Genomic DNA, 17,259 nt, shown 5'->3' on the forward strand with positions numbered 1-17,259 from the left:
CTGGTCACATAGCTTGCTATGCTCCCGGCGTTGCGCCTTGCAGAGCACCTGCCCAATAAGCCGGAAGTATTCGATTCCGTAAGGCTGAGTACTTAGTGACATTGAAAAAAGGCGCCGTTGGAACATTATTGTTATCGACCTTGGGTACCAGACTGCCAGTAACACCAGGCAGAGCTAAGCTTCCGTGGGTGCAACACTAATTTTTCAGGCTTTGAAAAGATCATAACACAGATATTTTTTACGGCATGATCCATCTGGTAAAGAAATGATAAGCATTTTCTACACCAACTCTGATTCAAGTGACTTCAGGTATGAATCAGGTTAAGGTGAAGAAAGATTTTCATAGTTAGAAGGAAAAACAGTGAATTTCTGCAGTGAGTGTGGTGCTAAGGTCAGTAAGAAAGTTCCTTGTGGCGATAACCGGTTACGTGATGTTTGTGACAACTGTGGCAAAATTCACTATCAAAATCCGTTAATCGTTGCCGGTTGTCTGCCAGTCTATGAAGGTAAAGTGCTCCTTTGCAAACGCTCTATCGAACCACGCAGGGGTTACTGGACATTACCCGGCGGTTTTATGGAGCTGGGAGAAACCCTTGAGCAGGCTGCCCTGCGGGAAACCATGGAAGAGGCCGGAGCCGAGGTTACTCTGCAATCACTATATACCCTGTTTAATATTGTTCATGTGAGCCAACTCTCGGTATTTTTTCTGGCTCATCTTGATAAACCCGAATACAGCGCCGGTGAAGAAAGTGAAGCGGTGGCCCTTTTCAGTGAAGAAGAGATTCCCTGGGATCAGCTGGCTTTCAACACCATCAGTCGCACCCTTCGCCATTACTTCAGTGATCGTCAGACAGGTGATTTCCCTCAGCGGATGGAAGATATTGCCCTGCCGGGCCGTAGAGTGGCTTCCTGAATTTCAGGGGTATTTTACCAGGTTGAAGCAGCGTGAATGACAAGCCGGAAATTACCGATCAGCAGTTAGTGAAACTGGCAGGCGAGAAAGCTTTTTCCCGGGGGAAGGGGTACTACCAGGAAGGACGGGTCACAGACCTGACGATCCGGGGCCAGAGGATTTCAGCCAGTGTTATGGGCAGCGAGGTTTATCAGGTCAATCTGGTTTATACCCAGAGTGCCCTGGACGGCAGTTGTAACTGTCCGGCTTCTGATGGCATCGACTTTTGCAAACACTGTGTTGCTGTGGCTATGGTGTTGCGAGATAAAGTCTCTGTTCCCCGGGTGAAAAAAGGCGCACAGGCCACAGACGTATTGGCCGCTTATTTATTGCAGATGCCCAAAGAAGAACTGGTGGGGCACTTTGTTGAAATGATAGACGCCAGTCGTTCAGTGCGAGAGCACTGGTTGCTCAAGGCTGAAACAGCACTGGGCATTATGGACCGAAAAACCATCCGTAAACGAATAACCGCCGCTATCCCCTACAATCGACATTACTTTAGATACGCTCAAGTCAGGCAGTATTTTGCCAATGTCGAACAGGTTCTCTTTAATCTTGAACCACCTTTAAAAAAGCTGGCAGCTACTGATCAGTTGGCGTTGCTGGACTATGCTATGTCACGAATCGTCCGTGCGCTGGAGACAGTGGATGATTCCGGAGGTTTCAGGTTTGAGGCTGTCGCTCAGTTACAGAGGATGTATGTTGAGGCCTTTGCTTCACTGAACTGGTCTGAAGCGTCCAAGGCTCAGCATCTGTTGGAGTTGCTGCTCAAGGATGAAGATGAATGGCATGGCCGCGTCCCGGATGATTTCAGTGAAGTTATGACGCCAGAGTGTCAGAAGACTTTCCTGGAGATCGCCCGGGCTCGTTGGGATGAGTTACCCAGGCTGAAAAGTGATAACTGGCGGGATCGCCTCATTTATGAACGGTTGCTCAGTGTCCTGCAAGTCGAACCCGAACTGGAAAATGACTACAAGACATTGATTCAGCTCTATAAAAAGATTGCCATGACTGAGAAAGACTATCTGGTTATTGCGCGCTGTTATCTGGAGCTGGATGAGCATGACGAAGTCCACAATTATCTTGATAGAGCTCGGCAGAGCAGTCGTTTCGGTGAATCAGCTGAGATTCATGAACTGCAACAGTTGCTGCTTTTGAAAACGGGGCGAAGCTCTGAAGCTTTGCAGGATGTTTGGGAGCAATTTAAAGAGTCACCAACACTGTCCACTTTTGAGTATTTGCAGGAGCTTTCACAAGACCTGAACAGTCAGCAAGACTGGCGGCAAAAAGCCATAGACTGGATGAAAGAGCGTGTCGTTAGTACTAAGGGGTATCTCCACCACCGTGTGTTAAACACACTGATGATGACTTTTCTTGCCGAGTCCGATCTGGAGTCGGCCTGGCAACTGGTTACAGATTCAGAACCGGATGTGGCATTGCTCTACGAGCTGAGGAAACATTTTCGGCAGGATGGAGAACGCTCTTTTGCTCTCTATGGGAAGCTGGTTGAAGCTTGTCTACAGAAAAAAACGAATAATAGTTATAAAGAGGCGGTCGAGCTAATGGCCGAGTGTCAGCAGATATTGACTGGACTGAATCAGCAGCGGGCATTCAGTCATTGGTTTGAAGAGCTGCGCGAAAAGCACAAGGCTAAAAGAAACTTTATTCGTTTTCTCGGTGAGGCGTTTCCCGGCTTTTAGACTCAGGCTCCAAGCGGCCAGCTTTCAAAGGCTGGCTCTTCATAAGGGTGTGCCGATTTCAACGCTGCAATGGCGGCTTTCAGATACTGGTCCTCGCAGATCATTTCAACCTTGAATTCCTGAACGGTTTCCAGCTTACCCTGGCTACCGATAAAAGGATCGCTGCCATCCAGCGCTCTGAACTGTCCCTGACCTAACGTTTGCCAGCAACAGTTGTCGTACTTTTCATAACGACCGGCACCCGCAGCAAAGACGGCAGTCTTCACTGATTCAAGATGACTTTCAGGGACAAAAAAACAAAGCTTATGCAAAGACATGTCGTTTTCCAGCAAAATGATTGATAACAGGATTGGCGTACATCCTCAGGAACCAGGGTTGATGAGCCTCCGGGCACTGGGTTATGCGATCATTGAAGTCTGTGACTTTATCGTCGAGCGATTCTTCCGGGCAAAACCTTTCAAACAGAGCTTCTAAAGTGCACTCTGTGACATTGGGATAGCCACTGCGGAGCCGATCAAAGGCAATCAGATTGGAAGCGAACAGATGGTAGTTTTGATGAACCTGACGATCTACCTCTTCAACAACCTGATTGGCATTTTCATACTCGTCGAACAGCGGTGTACCGAAAGCCACATGAACCTTGCCTTTGAAGCCTTCGATGCCTGTCACTATGCTTTGCAGGTCTTCTCCTTTAAATTTTTCGTAATTACCCCAGGTTTCAGTGGCGTGGAGTTCTCTGGCTTTGGCCATATCGCAGGGGTCGTATTCGTAAGCAATCGAAACCGGTACCAGGTTCATGGAGCGAATGCTGTCGGCAAAAGAGGTTTCCGCAGCCTTTCGGCTCATGTGGAGCATTTTGATGATAGCAGAGTCGGTTTTGTCGTCACCGTCTTTTGCCCGGCCTTCACTTTGAGCGATCCAGACGGGATGCCCGGTATCTATGGAGTGATGAATATAGGCTGACAGTGTCTGATAAGACCTGAGTTTTTCCCGGCGGCCTTCCACAGAGCGTTTGACGATAAAGCTTTTGTTAAGACGCATCAGGTCGCTGACAAAAGGTCTTTGCAGCAGGTTGTCACCAATGGCTATTCGAACGGTTTGCATGCCCTGTTTGTAAACAGCCAGATTGACAAAAGCCGGGTCCATGACAATGTCCCGGTGATTGGACAGGAACAGATAAGCCTGCTCTTTGTTGAGCTGATCCAGTCCGGAAAAGCTGATGCCGGAAGTACTGCCTTCAATGACACGGGTCAGGTAAGGTTCAATGACCTGTTGCAGTCCATCAATGTCATGTATGTTCTTTAGTTTGTAGCGCAATCCCATGGCTGTCAGCCAGCCTGCAATGCCATTAAGGAAAACTGGCATGTCAGGGTATTGATGACGCACCAGTGCCTGAATAAGTTCAGGGTCTTGCAACAGGCGGTCCAGGACGGGCCTTACTTCCTGATCGTGATAGGGGCGGATTTCTTCAAAACGTTCCATCTGTTCCGGGTGGTTGCCTTTTATAACAGCGGTGAGTAAAACCATGAGTATATAGTTATTAAAACAAAGGGTCTGTAGCCGGGGTGTGGCACTTTGTAACGGTTTGAGAATAGCCGTACGTATGAATGTTTGTTGATGTGGGTTTAACGGGTTATTGATAATTGAAAGCTTGCAGAATTCCCTGTCTTGAGTGTGTATACTCTGCGCAATCGAAAAAATCAGTGTTTCAAAAATGCAATCATTGGGCAGTCGACTGCTCAAAATGGCTAGAGGTAATAGATGTTATTGAGTAGAAAGTGCCAGGGTGGGCTACTGGCCATTACATTACTGTTTTCCCTGAGTGGCTGGGCTGCTGACTTTTCCAGTCTGTTGAAGCGGGCCAGCTCAGGTGATGAACAGGCCGTGCTTGAAGCGGGCAGCCTGTTGGTTGCTGGTAAAGTCAGGCCGGAAAATCCCAGTCAAACCCTTTCTCTGCTGGAACCTCTGGCGAACAGAGGTAATGTTCAGGCAGAACTTTTGTTGGGCAAGGCCTATCGAGAGGGTCTGGGGGGCGTAGCTAAAGATCCCAAAAAAGGTTTTCAACTGATCGAACGGGCCGCAGGTCGACAGGGCAAGAGTGCAGAGGCTCAGTACGAACTGGGGAAATCCTATTATAAAGGGGCAGGCACAGACCGCAACCTGATTGCTGCTTATATGTGGACTGCCCTGAGTCTGGAAGATTCCGAGGGGGACTTTCTGACAGCGGCCCGTAAACAGAAGCAGGAGCTGTCTGAACTGCTTACCCCTGCCCAGAGAGCTAAAGCGAACGAGCTGGTCAGCCAGATCAGGACGGTCTACCTGAAGTAAGCTTGCTTTACGACGATAGTCGTGTTTTTATTAAAAGTATGATCAAGATATTCAGCCCTGAAAATCTCCTTGAGGCTCAATGCCTCAAGGATGTTCTGGAGAGCCATGGCATTGCCTGCCATCTGGGAGGTAGCTATCTGGCGGGTGCCGTGGGTGAACTACCCGCTACCGGTCTGCTGGCTCTCTATGTAGACGACTACGATGCCGGTCTGGCCAAAGAAATGATCGAGGATTACCTCAAGGCGTCCCCCGTTCTGGAAGAATCTGATCACATTCAGGAAGAATGATTATGTGTGGTCGTTACACGCTGATGGCTGATCAGATCAACCTGGGGTGTCTGGGTATCCGCCAGACGGAAGTCAATATTCCCTCCTATAATGTTGCGCCTGGTGAACAGGTACTTATTGTCAAAAATAATGAGCAGGGCGGTGTTGAAACCGCGCGGGTTAAGTGGGGTCTGGTTCCTCACTGGCTGCAGGATTTTTCCAGAGCCCAGATCAATGCCAGAATCGAAACCGCTGCCGATAAACCAATGTTTCGCAGCGCCCTCAGAAAGCAGCGTTGTCTGATTCTGGCCGATGGCTGGTTCGACTGGCAGAGGGTAGGGGATCACAGTCAGCCATGGTATATACGTCCAAAGTCGGGTGGTTTGTGCCTGTTTGCCGGTCTCTGGGAGAGTTATCCTGTGGACGACCAGTTGAGTTTCGAGTCCTGCGCGATTCTTACTCGTCCTGCTATCAGTGATATTACACCGCTGACCGAGAGAATGCCGGTTTTGCTGCAACAAAAACAGGCTAAGGAGTGGCTGGGTGAGCGCTATAAGACGGTTCTTGCGAGTCTGGGCAAACCGACTGAAACGGTCAGTAAACTGTCTTTTTATAAAGTGGGCAGAACGGTAAATCATGTTTCTAACAAGGGACCAGAGTGTGTGAAGAAACTGGTTGCTCGCAATTAAACGACTCCCCCGTTGCCCACGACAAAAGGTGAGGGGAATCCTGAGGCTCCGCTTACCCGATTAATGGGTATCTGTACCCGATTCCGAAGTGCTTCGAGGGTCAAGTGTCTGCCCAATAAAGAGGATTCTTTTTGTTATTTTATTATGCAATACATAAAGAAATGGTCGATTAAATTGGACGGATTTTCTCTGATTGTCCTTGGTCGATCTCGTAGAAATAAGGTGTGTGACAGCTGCGGCTCGGGTCCCATTTTCATTAAGCTCAATCGCACAATGTTGATGAGCCTCATCAATAGAAACAGCTAGAGGATTGGATAGCATAGCGCCTAATTCCAGGGGTCTTGTAAAAAGAGGGTGTAAAGCTGTTTTACTTAAAAAATCGCTCAACTCAATGTCCGAATCCACTTTAAAGGGTGGAAGTCCAATAGAGATTTTTGAACATGATGGACATGATTCCCCGGAGTTTAATGATGAAAATAATGCCATTATTATTTCTGCTGATATCTCATGGGGCATTATCCCTTGGGGAGGTAAAACTAAAATCATTTCATGGGCTCCCTGGTAAGGAACGGTGACTGCTTCCCAATCATTGTGATTTGTGTACTGGGAGGAACTGATTTCACCCACCATAAATTCGTTCAAATTGACTCTCTGACCGTCGGGTAAAGTAAATTTAGCTTTTCGGACATTAAAAGACCTTTCCCAAAGCCCTTTGAAGTAAATAGAATTTATGAGTGCCATGGTGGTATCTGGCGACCATTGGTCGGCGTAGCAAAATTGTGGAACCATGCCATGGGTTAACTGGCTAAATAGTTTGTTGAGCTCATCAGCAAGGCTTTCTAAAGATAGACGGTCGAAGAAGTTGATGTTATCACGAACATCGACGTTTACTTGTTTTAGTCTCTCACGATAAGTTTCCTTAAGTTCAAGTCCACTGGACAAGAGCATAGTGTTCGAGATGGAGTATTCGTCCTGTGCAGAAGATGTTGCGGTTGGTGCTGCTGCAAGGGATGGCTCAGAATAATTATCTCCCAGGTAGCTTTGAAGCAACCGCCTGGTTTCTCCAGTAGCCCCCATGAGTAGTGGTGCCAGAGCTCGAAAAAGGCCATCAGGGGAGATAAGAAAATTTTCAGGCGTTACTTTTGCTGCCTGACTAAATACACTTATGGCAAGCTCCAGATTCCCCTTGGACTCAGCCGCCCGTCTACCAGGATCCGAATCAGGGCTTTCTGGTGTTGCCGATTGGAAAGGCATTGTGTCACCTTTAAGCTCGTCGTCAGAATCTTCTTCATGAAACGCCGTGCAGGCTGAAAATTTTTCACGATCCTGATTGATGTCGCAGTTGTCATTGGTCACAGCCCTGAGTTGTGAGGATAGCAACAGGAAATAAAGCAAACTGACCAAGAGCAGAATGCGCCTGTGCTGCAAGGCCATATCGGGAGATTTAATTACCTGAGCCATGTTGGCACCTTATAACTTCATGATTTCAGGGGTTGTCTCAAGATGATCATACAGGATGGTTTCCTGGTTAGCGCCAATAAAAAAAAGTTTGAAGATTAAAATCTTTCAAAGCCACATTCTTCTTCGCTTGCAACAAAGGGCGAGGGAGTCGCGAGGCTCCCCCTGTCCCGATTACCGGGTACCCGATCCTGAAGTACCTGTTCCTGATTTACGAGGATCAAGTATCTGCCCAATAAAGAGGATTCTTCCTGTGTTTTTATCACGCAAGAAATAACTAAATGGTCGATCAAATTTGACGGATTTTTTATCATGACCTCCTGCTCCAAACGATCTCGTTGAAGAGACGCGTGTGATAGCTGCGGCTCGGGTCCCAGCTTCATTGACCTCAATTGCGCAATGTTGACGAACCATATTAATAGAAGCACCTCGAGGATCACGTAGCATAGCTCCCAATTGGAGGGGGCCTTTATCAAGGACGGCGGCTGTAAAAACAGGACGTAGAGGCGTTTTTCTTAAGAAATAGCTCAAATTCATGTCCGAATCAACCTTAAAGGGTGGAAGTCCGATAGAGATTTTTGAACATGATGGACATGATTCTTCGGAGTTTAATGATGAAAGTAATGCCATTATTATTTCTGCTGATATCTCATGGGGCATTATCCCTTCGGGAGGTAAAACAAAAATCATTTCATGGGTTCCCCGGTAAGGAACGGTGACTGCTTGCCAATGTTTGTGACTTGTGTATTGGGAGGAACTGATTTCACCCACCAGCCATTTGTCCAAAATGGCTCTCCATTCTTCGCCGGGTACAGTAAATAAACCTGTCATATCGACTTTAAAAGAGTCTTTCCAAAGCGCTTTGAAGTAAACAGAACTTACGAGTCCCAAGGTGGTATCTGCCGACCATTCGTTGGCGCTGCAAAATTTTGGAACCATGCCATGGGTTAATTTGCTAAATAGTCTGTTGAGCTCATCAGCAAGGATTTTTAAAGATACACCGTCGTAGAACCTGATCCTTTCACGAAGATCGACGTTTACTTGTTTAGCTCTCCCACGATAATTCTCCTGAACTGCAAGTTCTTCGGACAAGAGTATAGTGTTCGAGACGAAGTAGTCGTCCTGTGCAGAAGATGTTGCGGTTGCTGCTGCAGGGGATGGCTCAGAATATTTATCTCCCATGTAGCTTTGAAGCAATTGCCTAGTTTCTCCAGAAGCCCCCATGAGTACTGGTTCCAGCGCGCGAAAAAGGCCATCAGGGGAGATAAGAAAATTTCCAGGAGTTTCTTTTGCTGCCTGAATAAATAGACTTATGCCAAGCTCCACATCCCGGTTGGACTCAGCCGCTCGCGGACCAAGGTCTGAATCAGGGTTTTCTGGTGTTACCGATTGGTAAGGCATTGTCTCACCGTGAAGCTCGTCGTCAGAATCCTCTTCTTGAAACACCGGGTAGGGTGAAGATTTTTCAGGATCTTCGTTGTCGTCGAAGTGGTCATAGGGCGCAGCCCAGAGTTGTGAGGGTAGCAACAGGAAATAAAGCAAACTGACCAAGAGCAAAATGCGCCTGTGCTGCAAGGCTATAGCGGGAGATTTCATTACTCGAGCCATGTTGGCACCTCATAACTTCCCGATTTCAGGGATTGTCTCAAGATGATCTTCCTGTTCACTGGACAGTTGCCCTGAGGAGTGGTGAACGGAATACGTAATACAATATAGGGTGGTTTTTTGGTGAGTGCCTAAAAAACTATACCTGCTCAAGGGTCAGAGGGAATTGATGCTGTAAAATTTAAAGATTCAATGTTTACCGATGGCTATTTACCCAAAAATCTCTGAGAACCCTATTCCATCTGGCTTGCAAAGAAAGGGTGAGGGGGAGTCGTGAGGCTCCCCATGTCAATTATTGGGACCCGAACCTGAAGAGTCTTCTTTCAAGTCCGGGGATCAAGTATCTGTCCAATGAAGATGATTTTTTTTGTTATTTTATTACGCAATATATAAATGAATGGTCGTGTAAAGTTAATGGGCTTCGGAAAACTCATACCCGTTGATGTAAAAAAACCGACGTGTGTTACAGCTGCGGCTTCGGTTCCTTGTTCATCAACTTCTATGACGCTGTGTTGATTAAACATATTAATAAAAACAGGTGCTGGATTGGATAGCATAGATCCTAAGCTGAGTGTGCCTGTAAAAAGAGAGTGTAAAGTTGTTTGAGCTAATGTATTTATCAATTTAGTGTCCGAGTCAACACTAAAAGTCGGGAGTCCAAGACCAAGAGGAACTGATGAGCTTGAAAATAATAGCTCTTTGGAGTCTAATGATGAGAATAGTGCCATTATTATTTCTGGCGATACCTCGTGGGGCATTATCCCTTCCGGGGGTAAAACCAAAATCATTTCATGATCTCCCTGGTAGGGGACGGCAGCTGCCCTCCAATCATTATATTCAGCCTCCTGGTCAGCATTAATTGTTCCATCCATAAACCCGTCTAAAACAACTCTTTGATTGTCGGGTAAAGTAAATGTTGATCCTCCAATTCGTTTCCTGAAAAACGTTTCCCAGAGGCCTTTGAAGTAAACAGAATTTATGAGTGCCATGGAAGTATTGGAATGCCAATCATTGTCCTGGCAAAATTCTCGAACCAATCCATGGGTTAATTGGCAAAATAGATCGTTGAGTTCTTGAGCAAGGCTTTGTAATGATGCACGGTCGGAGAAGTTGACGTTATCTCGAATATCGGCGTTTATTTGTTCAAGCTTTTTTTTATAAGTTTCCTGAAGAGTATGCCTATTGGAGACAAGCAGGCAATTGGCAATACAGTATTGGTCCTGTCCAGAGGCTGTCGCGCCTGATGCTGTGGCACCGGATGGCTCAGAATAATCCTCTCCCAGACACTTTTGAAGCAATTGCCGGGTTTCATCAGTGGCCCCCATCAGTAACAGTGACAGTGTCTGAAAAATGCCATCAGGGGACAGGACCAGATTTTCAGGAGTTGCCTGTGCTGCACGCCTGAATATATCTATGGCAAGACCCAGAGTCCCGTGTGATTCATCTGCCTGTGCACCGGGATTTAAATCATGACCCTCATCAGCAGAATCAGAACCGTCTTTTGTTCGACATAAATAGCAGGGTTCAGATTCTTTAAATAAGTCATCACTGTACTCACGGTCGCACTTTATACAGTTCACTGCCAGAAGTTGTGAGGGTACGAACAGGAAGCAGAGCAAACAGGATAACACTGAGACGGACCTGCATTGCCTGGCTATATTGGAAGCCTTGCCTGGTGAAGCCATGTATGTACCTTGTCGTCTTAATCTTCGGTTAGGAATATCGTCCCTATCTTATGAACCGCTACCCTGCAGAATGGTCAACCTAGTGTTAAATCAGGCACTCAATATAGGATGGTTTCCTGGTTAGCGCCAAAAAAACAAATCAGTTTGAAGATTAAAATCTTTCTAAGCCACATTCTTCTTCGTTTGCAACAAAGGGTGGGGGGGTCGTGAGGCTCCCCCAACCCCGATTACTGGGTACCCGATCCTGAAGTACCTGCTCCTGATTTCCGGGGATCAAGTATCTGCCCGATGAAGATGATTTTTTTTGTTATTTTATTACGCAATATATAAATAAATGGCCGTGTAAATTCAATGGGCTTAGGGCTATTCATACTAAATCCTCTCGAACAACCGATGTGTGTTACAGCAGCGGCTTCGGTTCCTTGTTCGTTAACTTCTATGGCGCTGTGTTGATTAAACACATTAATTAAAACAGGTACAGGCTCCGATAGCATGGTTCCTAAGCTGAGTGTATTTGTAAAAAGAGAATGTAAAGTTGTTTGAGTCAATGCCTTTATCGAAAGCCAGACCCTATCGGAATATTTGCTTAGTAAAACCACGTTTGTACCTTGTTGACTTAATTTTAGGGTTGGTCTCAAATCAGAGTGTGTTGACTTTATACAAAATCAGCGAGGGAGCCAAGAGGATCTCCTGATCCCGATTAACGGGTTCAGGATCATGAAGTGTCTCTGAGATAAAATATCCGCCCAATATAGATGATTATTTTTGTCATTCTGTTACGCAAGATATAAATAAAGGGTCGATCAAATTGGATTGGTCGTATTGTATCTCCCTCGTGTGTTCTCTCAAAATCAGTGTGCGTTAAGGTTGCGTCCGGGGCTGCCTGGTCACTATACACATTCATACGAGCAGGCATCGTTGGTATAGCTCCTGAACTCAGATCACTGGTAACAACTGAAAGTAAACCTGAACCTGAACGACTTAAAGCTTCGCTCAAGTGAGTGCTTGTATCAACGCGAGAGGGTGGAAGTCCGTGAGTTGTCGTTGAAATGGATTTTTCGGAGTCTAATGACGATAATAATGCCTTTATTATTTCTGAACTTAGTCCATAAAGCACTATCCCTGCCGGTGGTATAATCAATACCATTTCTTCATTTCCCCAGTTGGGGTAGGGAAAGGAAAATGCCTCCCAATCATTGTGATGGGCGTATTGGGAAGGTCTGATTTCTTCATCCACAATTCTACGCAAAGTGGCGGCCTGGTCGTTAGGTAATGAGGTAAATAAACCTGCTGCATTTTGGGTCCCAAAAGACCTTTCACGCAGCCCTATGAAGTAATAAGCACTTATGAGTTCTGTGGACCAGGATCGGGGCCAGACGTTGGAGTTGCAGAAACGTTGAATTATACCGCTGGTTAACTGGCAAAATAGACTGTTGAGCAACAGGGCTAAGTTTTTTATAGGCCCACGGTTGGTGAAGTTGACATTACTACGAGCATGGCGGTTTGCTTCTTCAAGTCTCTCTCTGTAAATTGCCAGAGGATCAGGCTGACTGGCTGCGAGCCAGTCAGTCATATTCCGGTTTTTCTCCTGTCCGGATTCTGTAGCGCGTGATGATGCTGCACCGGTTGGCTCAGAAGAATACTCTCCCACATAAATTTGACGCAATTGCTCGGCCGCACCGTCAGCACCCACATGTAGCAGCAACATTGCCACTGTCTGAAAAAGGCCATCGGGGGAAATGACAAAATCTCCACGAATATTTGCGGCAACATGGCCAAGTACATTGATGGCATAATCAAGATTTCTCTGGGATCCATTCACTTGCGCACCAGGATCTGAATCAGGGTTTACTCCTGTCGCCCCCTGGGGAGGTGCTGTGTCATGTTGAGGGGGCTGACTCTCAGCTTCTCTATTACATGACGCTGTTGGGCAAAATTTAAAGTCTTCCTGATCGTAATTGAAGCCGCATTGCTCACAAGTCACAGCCAGAAGTTGCGAAGGCAATAAGAATATGTGGAGTAAACAGACCAATACCAGGTCGACTCTGTAATGGCAGTCTGGATCGGAAGATTTTCTGAGTAAAACCACGCTTGTACCATGCTGCCTGAAGTTTTAGGGTGAGCTGGAATAACCTTCCTGTTTTTTTATGGAACGTTATTTTGCCGAACACTCAATCGAGTGTGAAATCCATAGTCCAATATAGGGTGGTTTTCTGATCAGCGTCCAGATAAAAACTAAAACAATTTGAAGGACATAGAGTGTCGACGTCGTATAAAACAAATGTCCATTGTCTTTTGATTGCTTATATCCCTCATTAAATCTTTGGAAGTCCCATTGACCTTCGCTTGCGAGGAAATCAGCGAGGGATTTATGAGGCTCTCCTGATCCCGGTCAGCGGGTTCACAATCATGAGGCGTCTCTGGGATAAAATAACCGACCAATGTAGATGATTCTTTTTGTTATTCTATTACGCAAGATATAAATAAAGGGCAGATCGAACCGGATTGGTTGTATTGTATCTCTCTCATGGTTTCTGTCAGAATCAGCGTGTGTTAAAGCTGCGCCCCGGGTACCCTGTTCACTAAGCATATTCGAACGAACTGTCAGATCTGGCATAGCTCCTGAGCCCAGATCACTGCTAGCAATAGAAAGTAAACCTGAACCCGATCGACTTAGAGCTTCACTCAAGTCAGTGTTTTTATCAACTTCAGAGGGTGGGAATTCGGTAGTTGTCGTTGAACTGGATGAAAAGGGTTCCTTGGAGTCGAACGAGGATACCAAGGCCGATATTATGTTACACTTTAGCCCATAAAGAAACACCCCTGCCGGGGGTAAAACCAAAATTATTTCATTGTCTTCCCGGAAGGGAAAGTTAAATGCTTTCCAATTATTGTGACGTGCGTATTGAGAAGGATTGGTTTTTCCTTCGATAATTCTTTTTAAAGCGTCTGCTTGATCATTGGGTAAGTTAAATAAATAGGCACTATCGGTCCCAAAAGACTTTCTCCACATCCCTATGAAGTATAAATAGCATGCGTGTTCTATGGAGGAAGATAACTGAAAGGAGTAAGCATCGGGAGTGCAATAATCTTGAACAATACCATGGGTTAATTGGCAAAATAGTCTGTTAAGCAGTTGGCCAAGGGTTTGGGTTTGTCCGCGATTGGTGCAGTCGACATTACCAGGAGTATTGTCGACTTGTTTAAGTCTTTCTCTATAAACTGCCAAAGCCTCAGGTTGACTGGCTGCGAGCATGATAATCGAAGAAGGGTCTTTGTTCTTTCCACCGGCTGTTGCGCCTGCACCGGATGGCTCATAATCATAGCCTGGCCAATAAATTCGACGCAATTGCTCGTCCGTACTGTTGGTACCCGCTTGTAACAGTAACAGCGTCATTGTCTGCAAAAGGCTGTCAGGGGACATGACAAAATCTTTAAGGATATTTGCTGATGCCTGGTAAAATACCTTCATTGCAAAATCAAAATTTCCCTGGGATCCATCCACTTGTGCAACAGGATTTGAATCAGGGTTAACTGGTGTTGCCCTTTCAGGAGGTGCTGTGTCATGTTGAGGGGGCTCACTCTCAGCTTCTATGTTACACGACGGTGTTTGGCAGGATGAAAGGGTTTCATCATCGTAATCCAGACCGCAATTTCCACAAGTCACAGCCAGAAGGTGTGAGGCTGGCAACGATAAATAGAATAAGCAGAGCAATACCAGAAGGATCCTGTAATGACAGACTGAATTGAAAAAATGACTGAGCAAAACCACGTCTGTACCTTCTTACCTTGGTTTAAGGTTTTTTACTTGCCATAACCTCTCTGTCTACCGAACCCTTGCCCTATGGATGCGATCAACTGAATACGAAATCCGAAATTCAATATAGGATGTAAACGCCAAATAAACCCACGCCCTTCAGAATCAAAACCCCATTTGAAATGATTAGCCTCCCGATATAAGGAGGCCAATATGTCAAAGAAATTACCCGCAGACAGTGAATGGCTAGAGCGTGTTCAGTCGTGGCGGGATTCAGGTTTGACTCAGAGTGCGTGGTGCCAACAGCATGGTATAAGGGTATCCAAATTCGGATACTGGAAGCGTAAACTCGACACAACCCCCAGCGTAAAACCGACCCCGAACAACTCTGGCTTTGTCCAGGTAACACCCCAACCAGAACCTGGTGCGCCTTCTCGGATAACACCACTCTCCATCACCCTACCCAGTGGTGTAACAGTGTCCGGTATTGATGAAAGTAACCTGTCGCTTTGTGAGCAACTGGTGAGGGATATGCTATGAACACCCCGGTTATGCGACCGTCAGAGGTATTACCAAAGGTGTTTCTCTACCGGGAGCCGATTGACTTTCGCAAGTCATTTCGTGGGCTTGCTGTGTTGGTTGAACAAGAGCTGGGGCACAACCCCTTTGACGGCTATTTATATGCGTTTACCAACCGGCAGCGTAATAAAATCAAGTGCCTGTTCTGGGAAGATAATGGTTTTGTGCTTTATTACAAGAGCCTGTCTGAGGACAAATTCCACTGGCCCAAACCGGACGAAGAGCTGGTTACATTAACCGGGAAACAATTAAACTGGCTGCTGGACGGCTACAATCTCAATGCCATGCAACCCCATAAAAAAAGGCATTATGAGAGCTGTTTTTAGTCCTGTTTTTCAGGGTTTTATGGTAAAATAGCGACCATGAAATCGACCGCCGACACTCTGATTTTTCAGCCGAAATCCGCACTGGATTTGCCCTTTCATCAGGCTGAGACTAACCCTGAAATGGTCGCCTTGTTTGAGGCGATCCATTCGCAGGAAAGTGTCATTCTTGAAAAAGAAAATGCCCTTCTTGAAAAAGAAAATGCCCTTCTTGAAAAAGAAAATGCCCTTCTTGAAAAAGACGACATTATTCAAAAGAAGTCAGAGGTCATCGATTCTCAAAAAAAACGCATTGCGCAACTGGAAGAGTACCTGAGGCTCTCCCGATCCCGCCTGTACGGAAGAAGCACTGAAAAAAACAACAGCCAGGTCGACATTTTCAACGAGGTGGAGCTGGAAGGCTGCACCGGAGAGCAAGACGAAGCTGAAGGTCAGCCAGAGCAAGAGCCTCCAAAACCACGCAAAAAGAAAACAGGGCGCAAGTCATTTTCAGAGTCTCTGCCCAGAGTGCAGGAACGCTCTGAACTCAGTGAAGAAGAAAAAGCCGGAGCCATTGATACCTTCTTTGTCAAAGTCCGTGAAGAGCTTGATATCGTTCCGACCAAGGTTCAGGTGAAAGAAATTCTGCAAGAGAAAGCAGTCTTTCCAGAAGTCGATGAGCATGGACAGGAGAAGCGGGTCATTAAAGTTGCAGAGCTGCCAAAACACCCACTGCCCAAATCTTCACTCTCTGTTTGCACACTGGCCTGGATCATTGTCTCCAAGTACTGCGACGCACTGCCTTTGTACAGGCAAGAGAATATCCTCAAGCGATACGGTGGCTCTGTCACCCGGACGACGATGGCCAACTCTTTGATTCGGCTGTCTACAGAACTGCGGCCACTCATCAATTTGATGAGAGATCATCAAAAGACCGGTTCGGTGATCCATGCTGACGAAACCCGAATTCAGGTGATCAAGGAAACCAGCAAGTCCATCAACTCTGACAAATATATGTGGGTCAGCCTTGGTGGGCCACCCGGACAAACATCGGTGGTGTTTGAATACGATCCCTCAAGAGGCAAGGAGGTTCCCCTGCGTCTGTTCGAAGGGTTCAGCGGTTACCTGCAAACTGACGGGTATGCCAGTTACGACGCTGTATGCAAACAAGAAGGCATCACCCAGGCGGGTTGCTTCGACCACGTTCGCAGGAAATTTCTGGATGCCAGGAAGGGCGAAGCCAAACCGGGCAAAAAGGTGAAAAACACCCGCGTTAGCAAGGCGAATGTCGCTTTAGGCAAAATCGGTAAGCTTTACGCCATTGAGAAAGAAATAGGAGATCTTCCTCCATCAGAAAAAGCCATCCTGCGTCAGCAAAAGAGTAAGCCACTACTGGACGACTTTCATGTATGGCTGGAGAAAAACATAACCAGGCTAGACCCGGGCAGCCTGTCGCACCAAGCCATGAGCTATGCATTGAACCAATGGCCAAAACTGGTCGTTTACTGTGACAACGGCCACCTGGATATCAGTAATGCCGCAGCGGAAAACACCATCCGCCCCTTCGCTATTGGCCGCAAGAACTGGATGTTTGCAGACACGCCAAAAGGGGCGCAAGCCAGTGCCCTTTTATACAGCCTGATTGAAAGCGCAAAGGTGAATGGTCTGGAGCCTTTCAATTACCTGAACCATATTTTAAAAGAGCTGCCTTACGCCGATACCGTTGAGAAACTGGAACAGCTTCTCCCCTGGAATGTTAAGACAGGCAAAGAATAAGAAATCTTGGGGGCGGCAGCCAGTACGCTGGTTTATTTGGCGCTTACTATAGGATAGTTTCCTGGTTGTATCCCATCCAGAATTCAATCCACTCGTCGGGTAATTACATAGCCATTGGATTTGACGGTCAGTTTAAAAAGTTGCCTCGTCAGCAATATCTGT

General features: G+C 46.5%; 16 protein-coding genes. 8 read left to right on the forward strand and 8 right to left on the reverse strand.

Annotated features, from left to right (window positions below; translation table 11 throughout):
* The first annotated feature begins 361 nt into the window (after positions 1–361).
* Together ACOMG9_RS10090 and ACOMG9_RS10095 are read left to right on the forward strand one after the other, a co-directional pair.
* On the forward strand, positions 362–913 hold the full coding sequence (locus ACOMG9_RS10090; RefSeq protein ID WP_422133496.1) for an NUDIX hydrolase: 552 nt from the start codon (positions 362–364) through the stop codon (positions 911–913).
* A 32-nt stretch (positions 914–945) separates the two neighbouring features.
* Positions 946–2,652: an SWIM zinc finger family protein gene (locus ACOMG9_RS10095; RefSeq protein WP_448216789.1), complete on the forward strand. Its 1,707-nt coding sequence runs from the start codon at positions 946–948 to the stop codon at positions 2,650–2,652.
* Positions 2,653–2,654: 2 nt separating this feature from the next.
* On the opposite strand, the gene ACOMG9_RS10100 is transcribed toward ACOMG9_RS10095, so the two are convergent.
* Together ACOMG9_RS10100 and ACOMG9_RS10105 are read right to left on the reverse strand one after the other, a co-directional pair.
* Positions 2,655–2,969: a YqfO family protein gene (locus ACOMG9_RS10100; protein WP_422133498.1), complete on the reverse strand. Its 315-nt coding sequence runs from the start codon at positions 2,967–2,969 to the stop codon at positions 2,655–2,657.
* Positions 2,956–4,134 (reverse strand): 1-acyl-sn-glycerol-3-phosphate acyltransferase, encoded by a 1,179-nt coding sequence (locus tag ACOMG9_RS10105; protein ID WP_494530208.1) that lies wholly within the window; start codon positions 4,132–4,134, stop codon positions 2,956–2,958. The genes ACOMG9_RS10100 and ACOMG9_RS10105 overlap by 14 nt, the downstream gene beginning before the upstream one ends.
* A 279-nt stretch (positions 4,135–4,413) precedes the next feature.
* Between ACOMG9_RS10105 and ACOMG9_RS10110 the strand changes: the two genes are divergently transcribed.
* Genes ACOMG9_RS10110 through ACOMG9_RS10120 form a run of 3 tightly spaced genes read left to right on the forward strand, consistent with a single transcriptional unit; the run spans position 4,414 to position 5,935 of the window.
* Entirely contained in the window at positions 4,414–4,980 is a 567-nt protein-coding gene (locus tag ACOMG9_RS10110) for a tetratricopeptide repeat protein (RefSeq protein WP_448216791.1), read from the forward strand.
* 2 nt (positions 4,981–4,982) lie between these two features.
* Complete coding sequence (locus ACOMG9_RS10115; RefSeq protein ID WP_448216792.1) at positions 4,983–5,267, forward strand: putative signal transducing protein; 285 nt, start codon at positions 4,983–4,985, stop codon at positions 5,265–5,267.
* 2 nt (positions 5,268–5,269) lie between these two features.
* Positions 5,270–5,935, forward strand: coding sequence for an SOS response-associated peptidase (locus ACOMG9_RS10120; protein WP_448216793.1), 666 nt, complete (start codon positions 5,270–5,272; stop codon positions 5,933–5,935).
* A 60-nt stretch (positions 5,936–5,995) separates the two neighbouring features.
* Here ACOMG9_RS10120 and ACOMG9_RS10125 read toward each other — a convergent pair whose 3' ends face one another.
* From ACOMG9_RS10125 to ACOMG9_RS10150, 6 genes are all read right to left on the reverse strand, one after another.
* Positions 5,996–7,396 carry a serpin family protein gene (locus ACOMG9_RS10125; RefSeq protein ID WP_448216794.1) on the reverse strand — a complete coding sequence of 467 codons (1,401 nt, stop codon included), beginning with the start codon at positions 7,394–7,396 and terminating at the stop codon, positions 5,996–5,998.
* Between the two features lie 171 nt (positions 7,397–7,567).
* On the reverse strand, positions 7,568–9,001 hold the full coding sequence (locus ACOMG9_RS10130) for a serpin family protein (RefSeq protein WP_448216795.1): 1,434 nt from the start codon (positions 8,999–9,001) through the stop codon (positions 7,568–7,570).
* 320 nt (positions 9,002–9,321) lie between these two features.
* Positions 9,322–10,683, reverse strand: a complete 1,362-nt coding sequence (locus tag ACOMG9_RS10135) for a serpin family protein (RefSeq protein WP_494530209.1) — start codon at positions 10,681–10,683, stop codon at positions 9,322–9,324.
* Positions 10,684–10,910: 227 nt separating this feature from the next.
* The gene (locus tag ACOMG9_RS10140) at positions 10,911–11,282 is read right to left on the reverse strand and encodes a serpin family protein (protein ID WP_422137829.1); all 372 of its coding nucleotides are present in this window, start codon (positions 11,280–11,282) and stop codon (positions 10,911–10,913) included.
* A gap of 116 nt (positions 11,283–11,398) precedes the next feature.
* The gene (locus tag ACOMG9_RS10145) at positions 11,399–12,772 is read right to left on the reverse strand and encodes a serpin family protein (RefSeq protein ID WP_448216798.1); all 1,374 of its coding nucleotides are present in this window, start codon (positions 12,770–12,772) and stop codon (positions 11,399–11,401) included.
* A gap of 318 nt (positions 12,773–13,090) precedes the next feature.
* Positions 13,091–14,188 (reverse strand): serpin family protein, encoded by a 1,098-nt coding sequence (locus ACOMG9_RS10150; RefSeq protein WP_494530210.1) that lies wholly within the window; start codon positions 14,186–14,188, stop codon positions 13,091–13,093.
* Positions 14,189–14,653: 465 nt separating this feature from the next.
* On the opposite strand from ACOMG9_RS10150, the gene tnpA reads away from it, so the two are divergent.
* From tnpA to tnpC, 3 genes are read left to right on the forward strand one after another with little or no spacing between them, the layout of a single operon-like run.
* On the forward strand, positions 14,654–14,980 hold the full coding sequence (gene tnpA, locus ACOMG9_RS10155) for an IS66 family insertion sequence element accessory protein TnpA (RefSeq protein ID WP_448215653.1): 327 nt from the start codon (positions 14,654–14,656) through the stop codon (positions 14,978–14,980).
* Positions 14,977–15,345 (forward strand): IS66 family insertion sequence element accessory protein TnpB, encoded by a 369-nt coding sequence (tnpB, locus tag ACOMG9_RS10160; RefSeq protein WP_448215654.1) that lies wholly within the window; start codon positions 14,977–14,979, stop codon positions 15,343–15,345. The genes tnpA and tnpB overlap by 4 nt, the downstream gene beginning before the upstream one ends.
* A gap of 36 nt (positions 15,346–15,381) precedes the next feature.
* Entirely contained in the window at positions 15,382–17,097 is a 1,716-nt protein-coding gene (tnpC, locus tag ACOMG9_RS10165; protein ID WP_448215655.1) for an IS66 family transposase, read from the forward strand.
* Positions 17,098–17,259 lie beyond the last annotated feature (162 nt).

This window comes from Endozoicomonas sp. PH6C (assembly GCF_059322965.1).

What these genes read in the sequence shown, in the direction of transcription:
- ACOMG9_RS10135 (WP_494530209.1), bottom strand. Translation starts at nt 10,683, where the DNA reads ATGGCTTCACCAGGCAAGGCTTCCAATATAGCCAGGCAATGCAGGTCC.
- tnpB (WP_448215654.1), top strand. Translation starts at nt 14,977, where the DNA reads ATGAACACCCCGGTTATGCGACCGTCAGAGGTATTACCAAAGGTGTTT.
- tnpC (WP_448215655.1), top strand. Translation starts at nt 15,382, where the DNA reads ATGAAATCGACCGCCGACACTCTGATTTTTCAGCCGAAATCCGCACTG.
- ACOMG9_RS10130 (WP_448216795.1), bottom strand. Translation starts at nt 9,001, where the DNA reads ATGGCTCGAGTAATGAAATCTCCCGCTATAGCCTTGCAGCACAGGCGC.
- ACOMG9_RS10105 (WP_494530208.1), bottom strand. Translation starts at nt 4,134, where the DNA reads ATGGAACGTTTTGAAGAAATCCGCCCCTATCACGATCAGGAAGTAAGG.
- ACOMG9_RS10100 (WP_422133498.1), bottom strand. Translation starts at nt 2,969, where the DNA reads ATGTCTTTGCATAAGCTTTGTTTTTTTGTCCCTGAAAGTCATCTTGAA.
- tnpA (WP_448215653.1), top strand. Translation starts at nt 14,654, where the DNA reads ATGTCAAAGAAATTACCCGCAGACAGTGAATGGCTAGAGCGTGTTCAG.
- ACOMG9_RS10110 (WP_448216791.1), top strand. Translation starts at nt 4,414, where the DNA reads ATGTTATTGAGTAGAAAGTGCCAGGGTGGGCTACTGGCCATTACATTA.
- ACOMG9_RS10125 (WP_448216794.1), bottom strand. Translation starts at nt 7,396, where the DNA reads ATGGCTCAGGTAATTAAATCTCCCGATATGGCCTTGCAGCACAGGCGC.
- ACOMG9_RS10120 (WP_448216793.1), top strand. Translation starts at nt 5,270, where the DNA reads ATGTGTGGTCGTTACACGCTGATGGCTGATCAGATCAACCTGGGGTGT.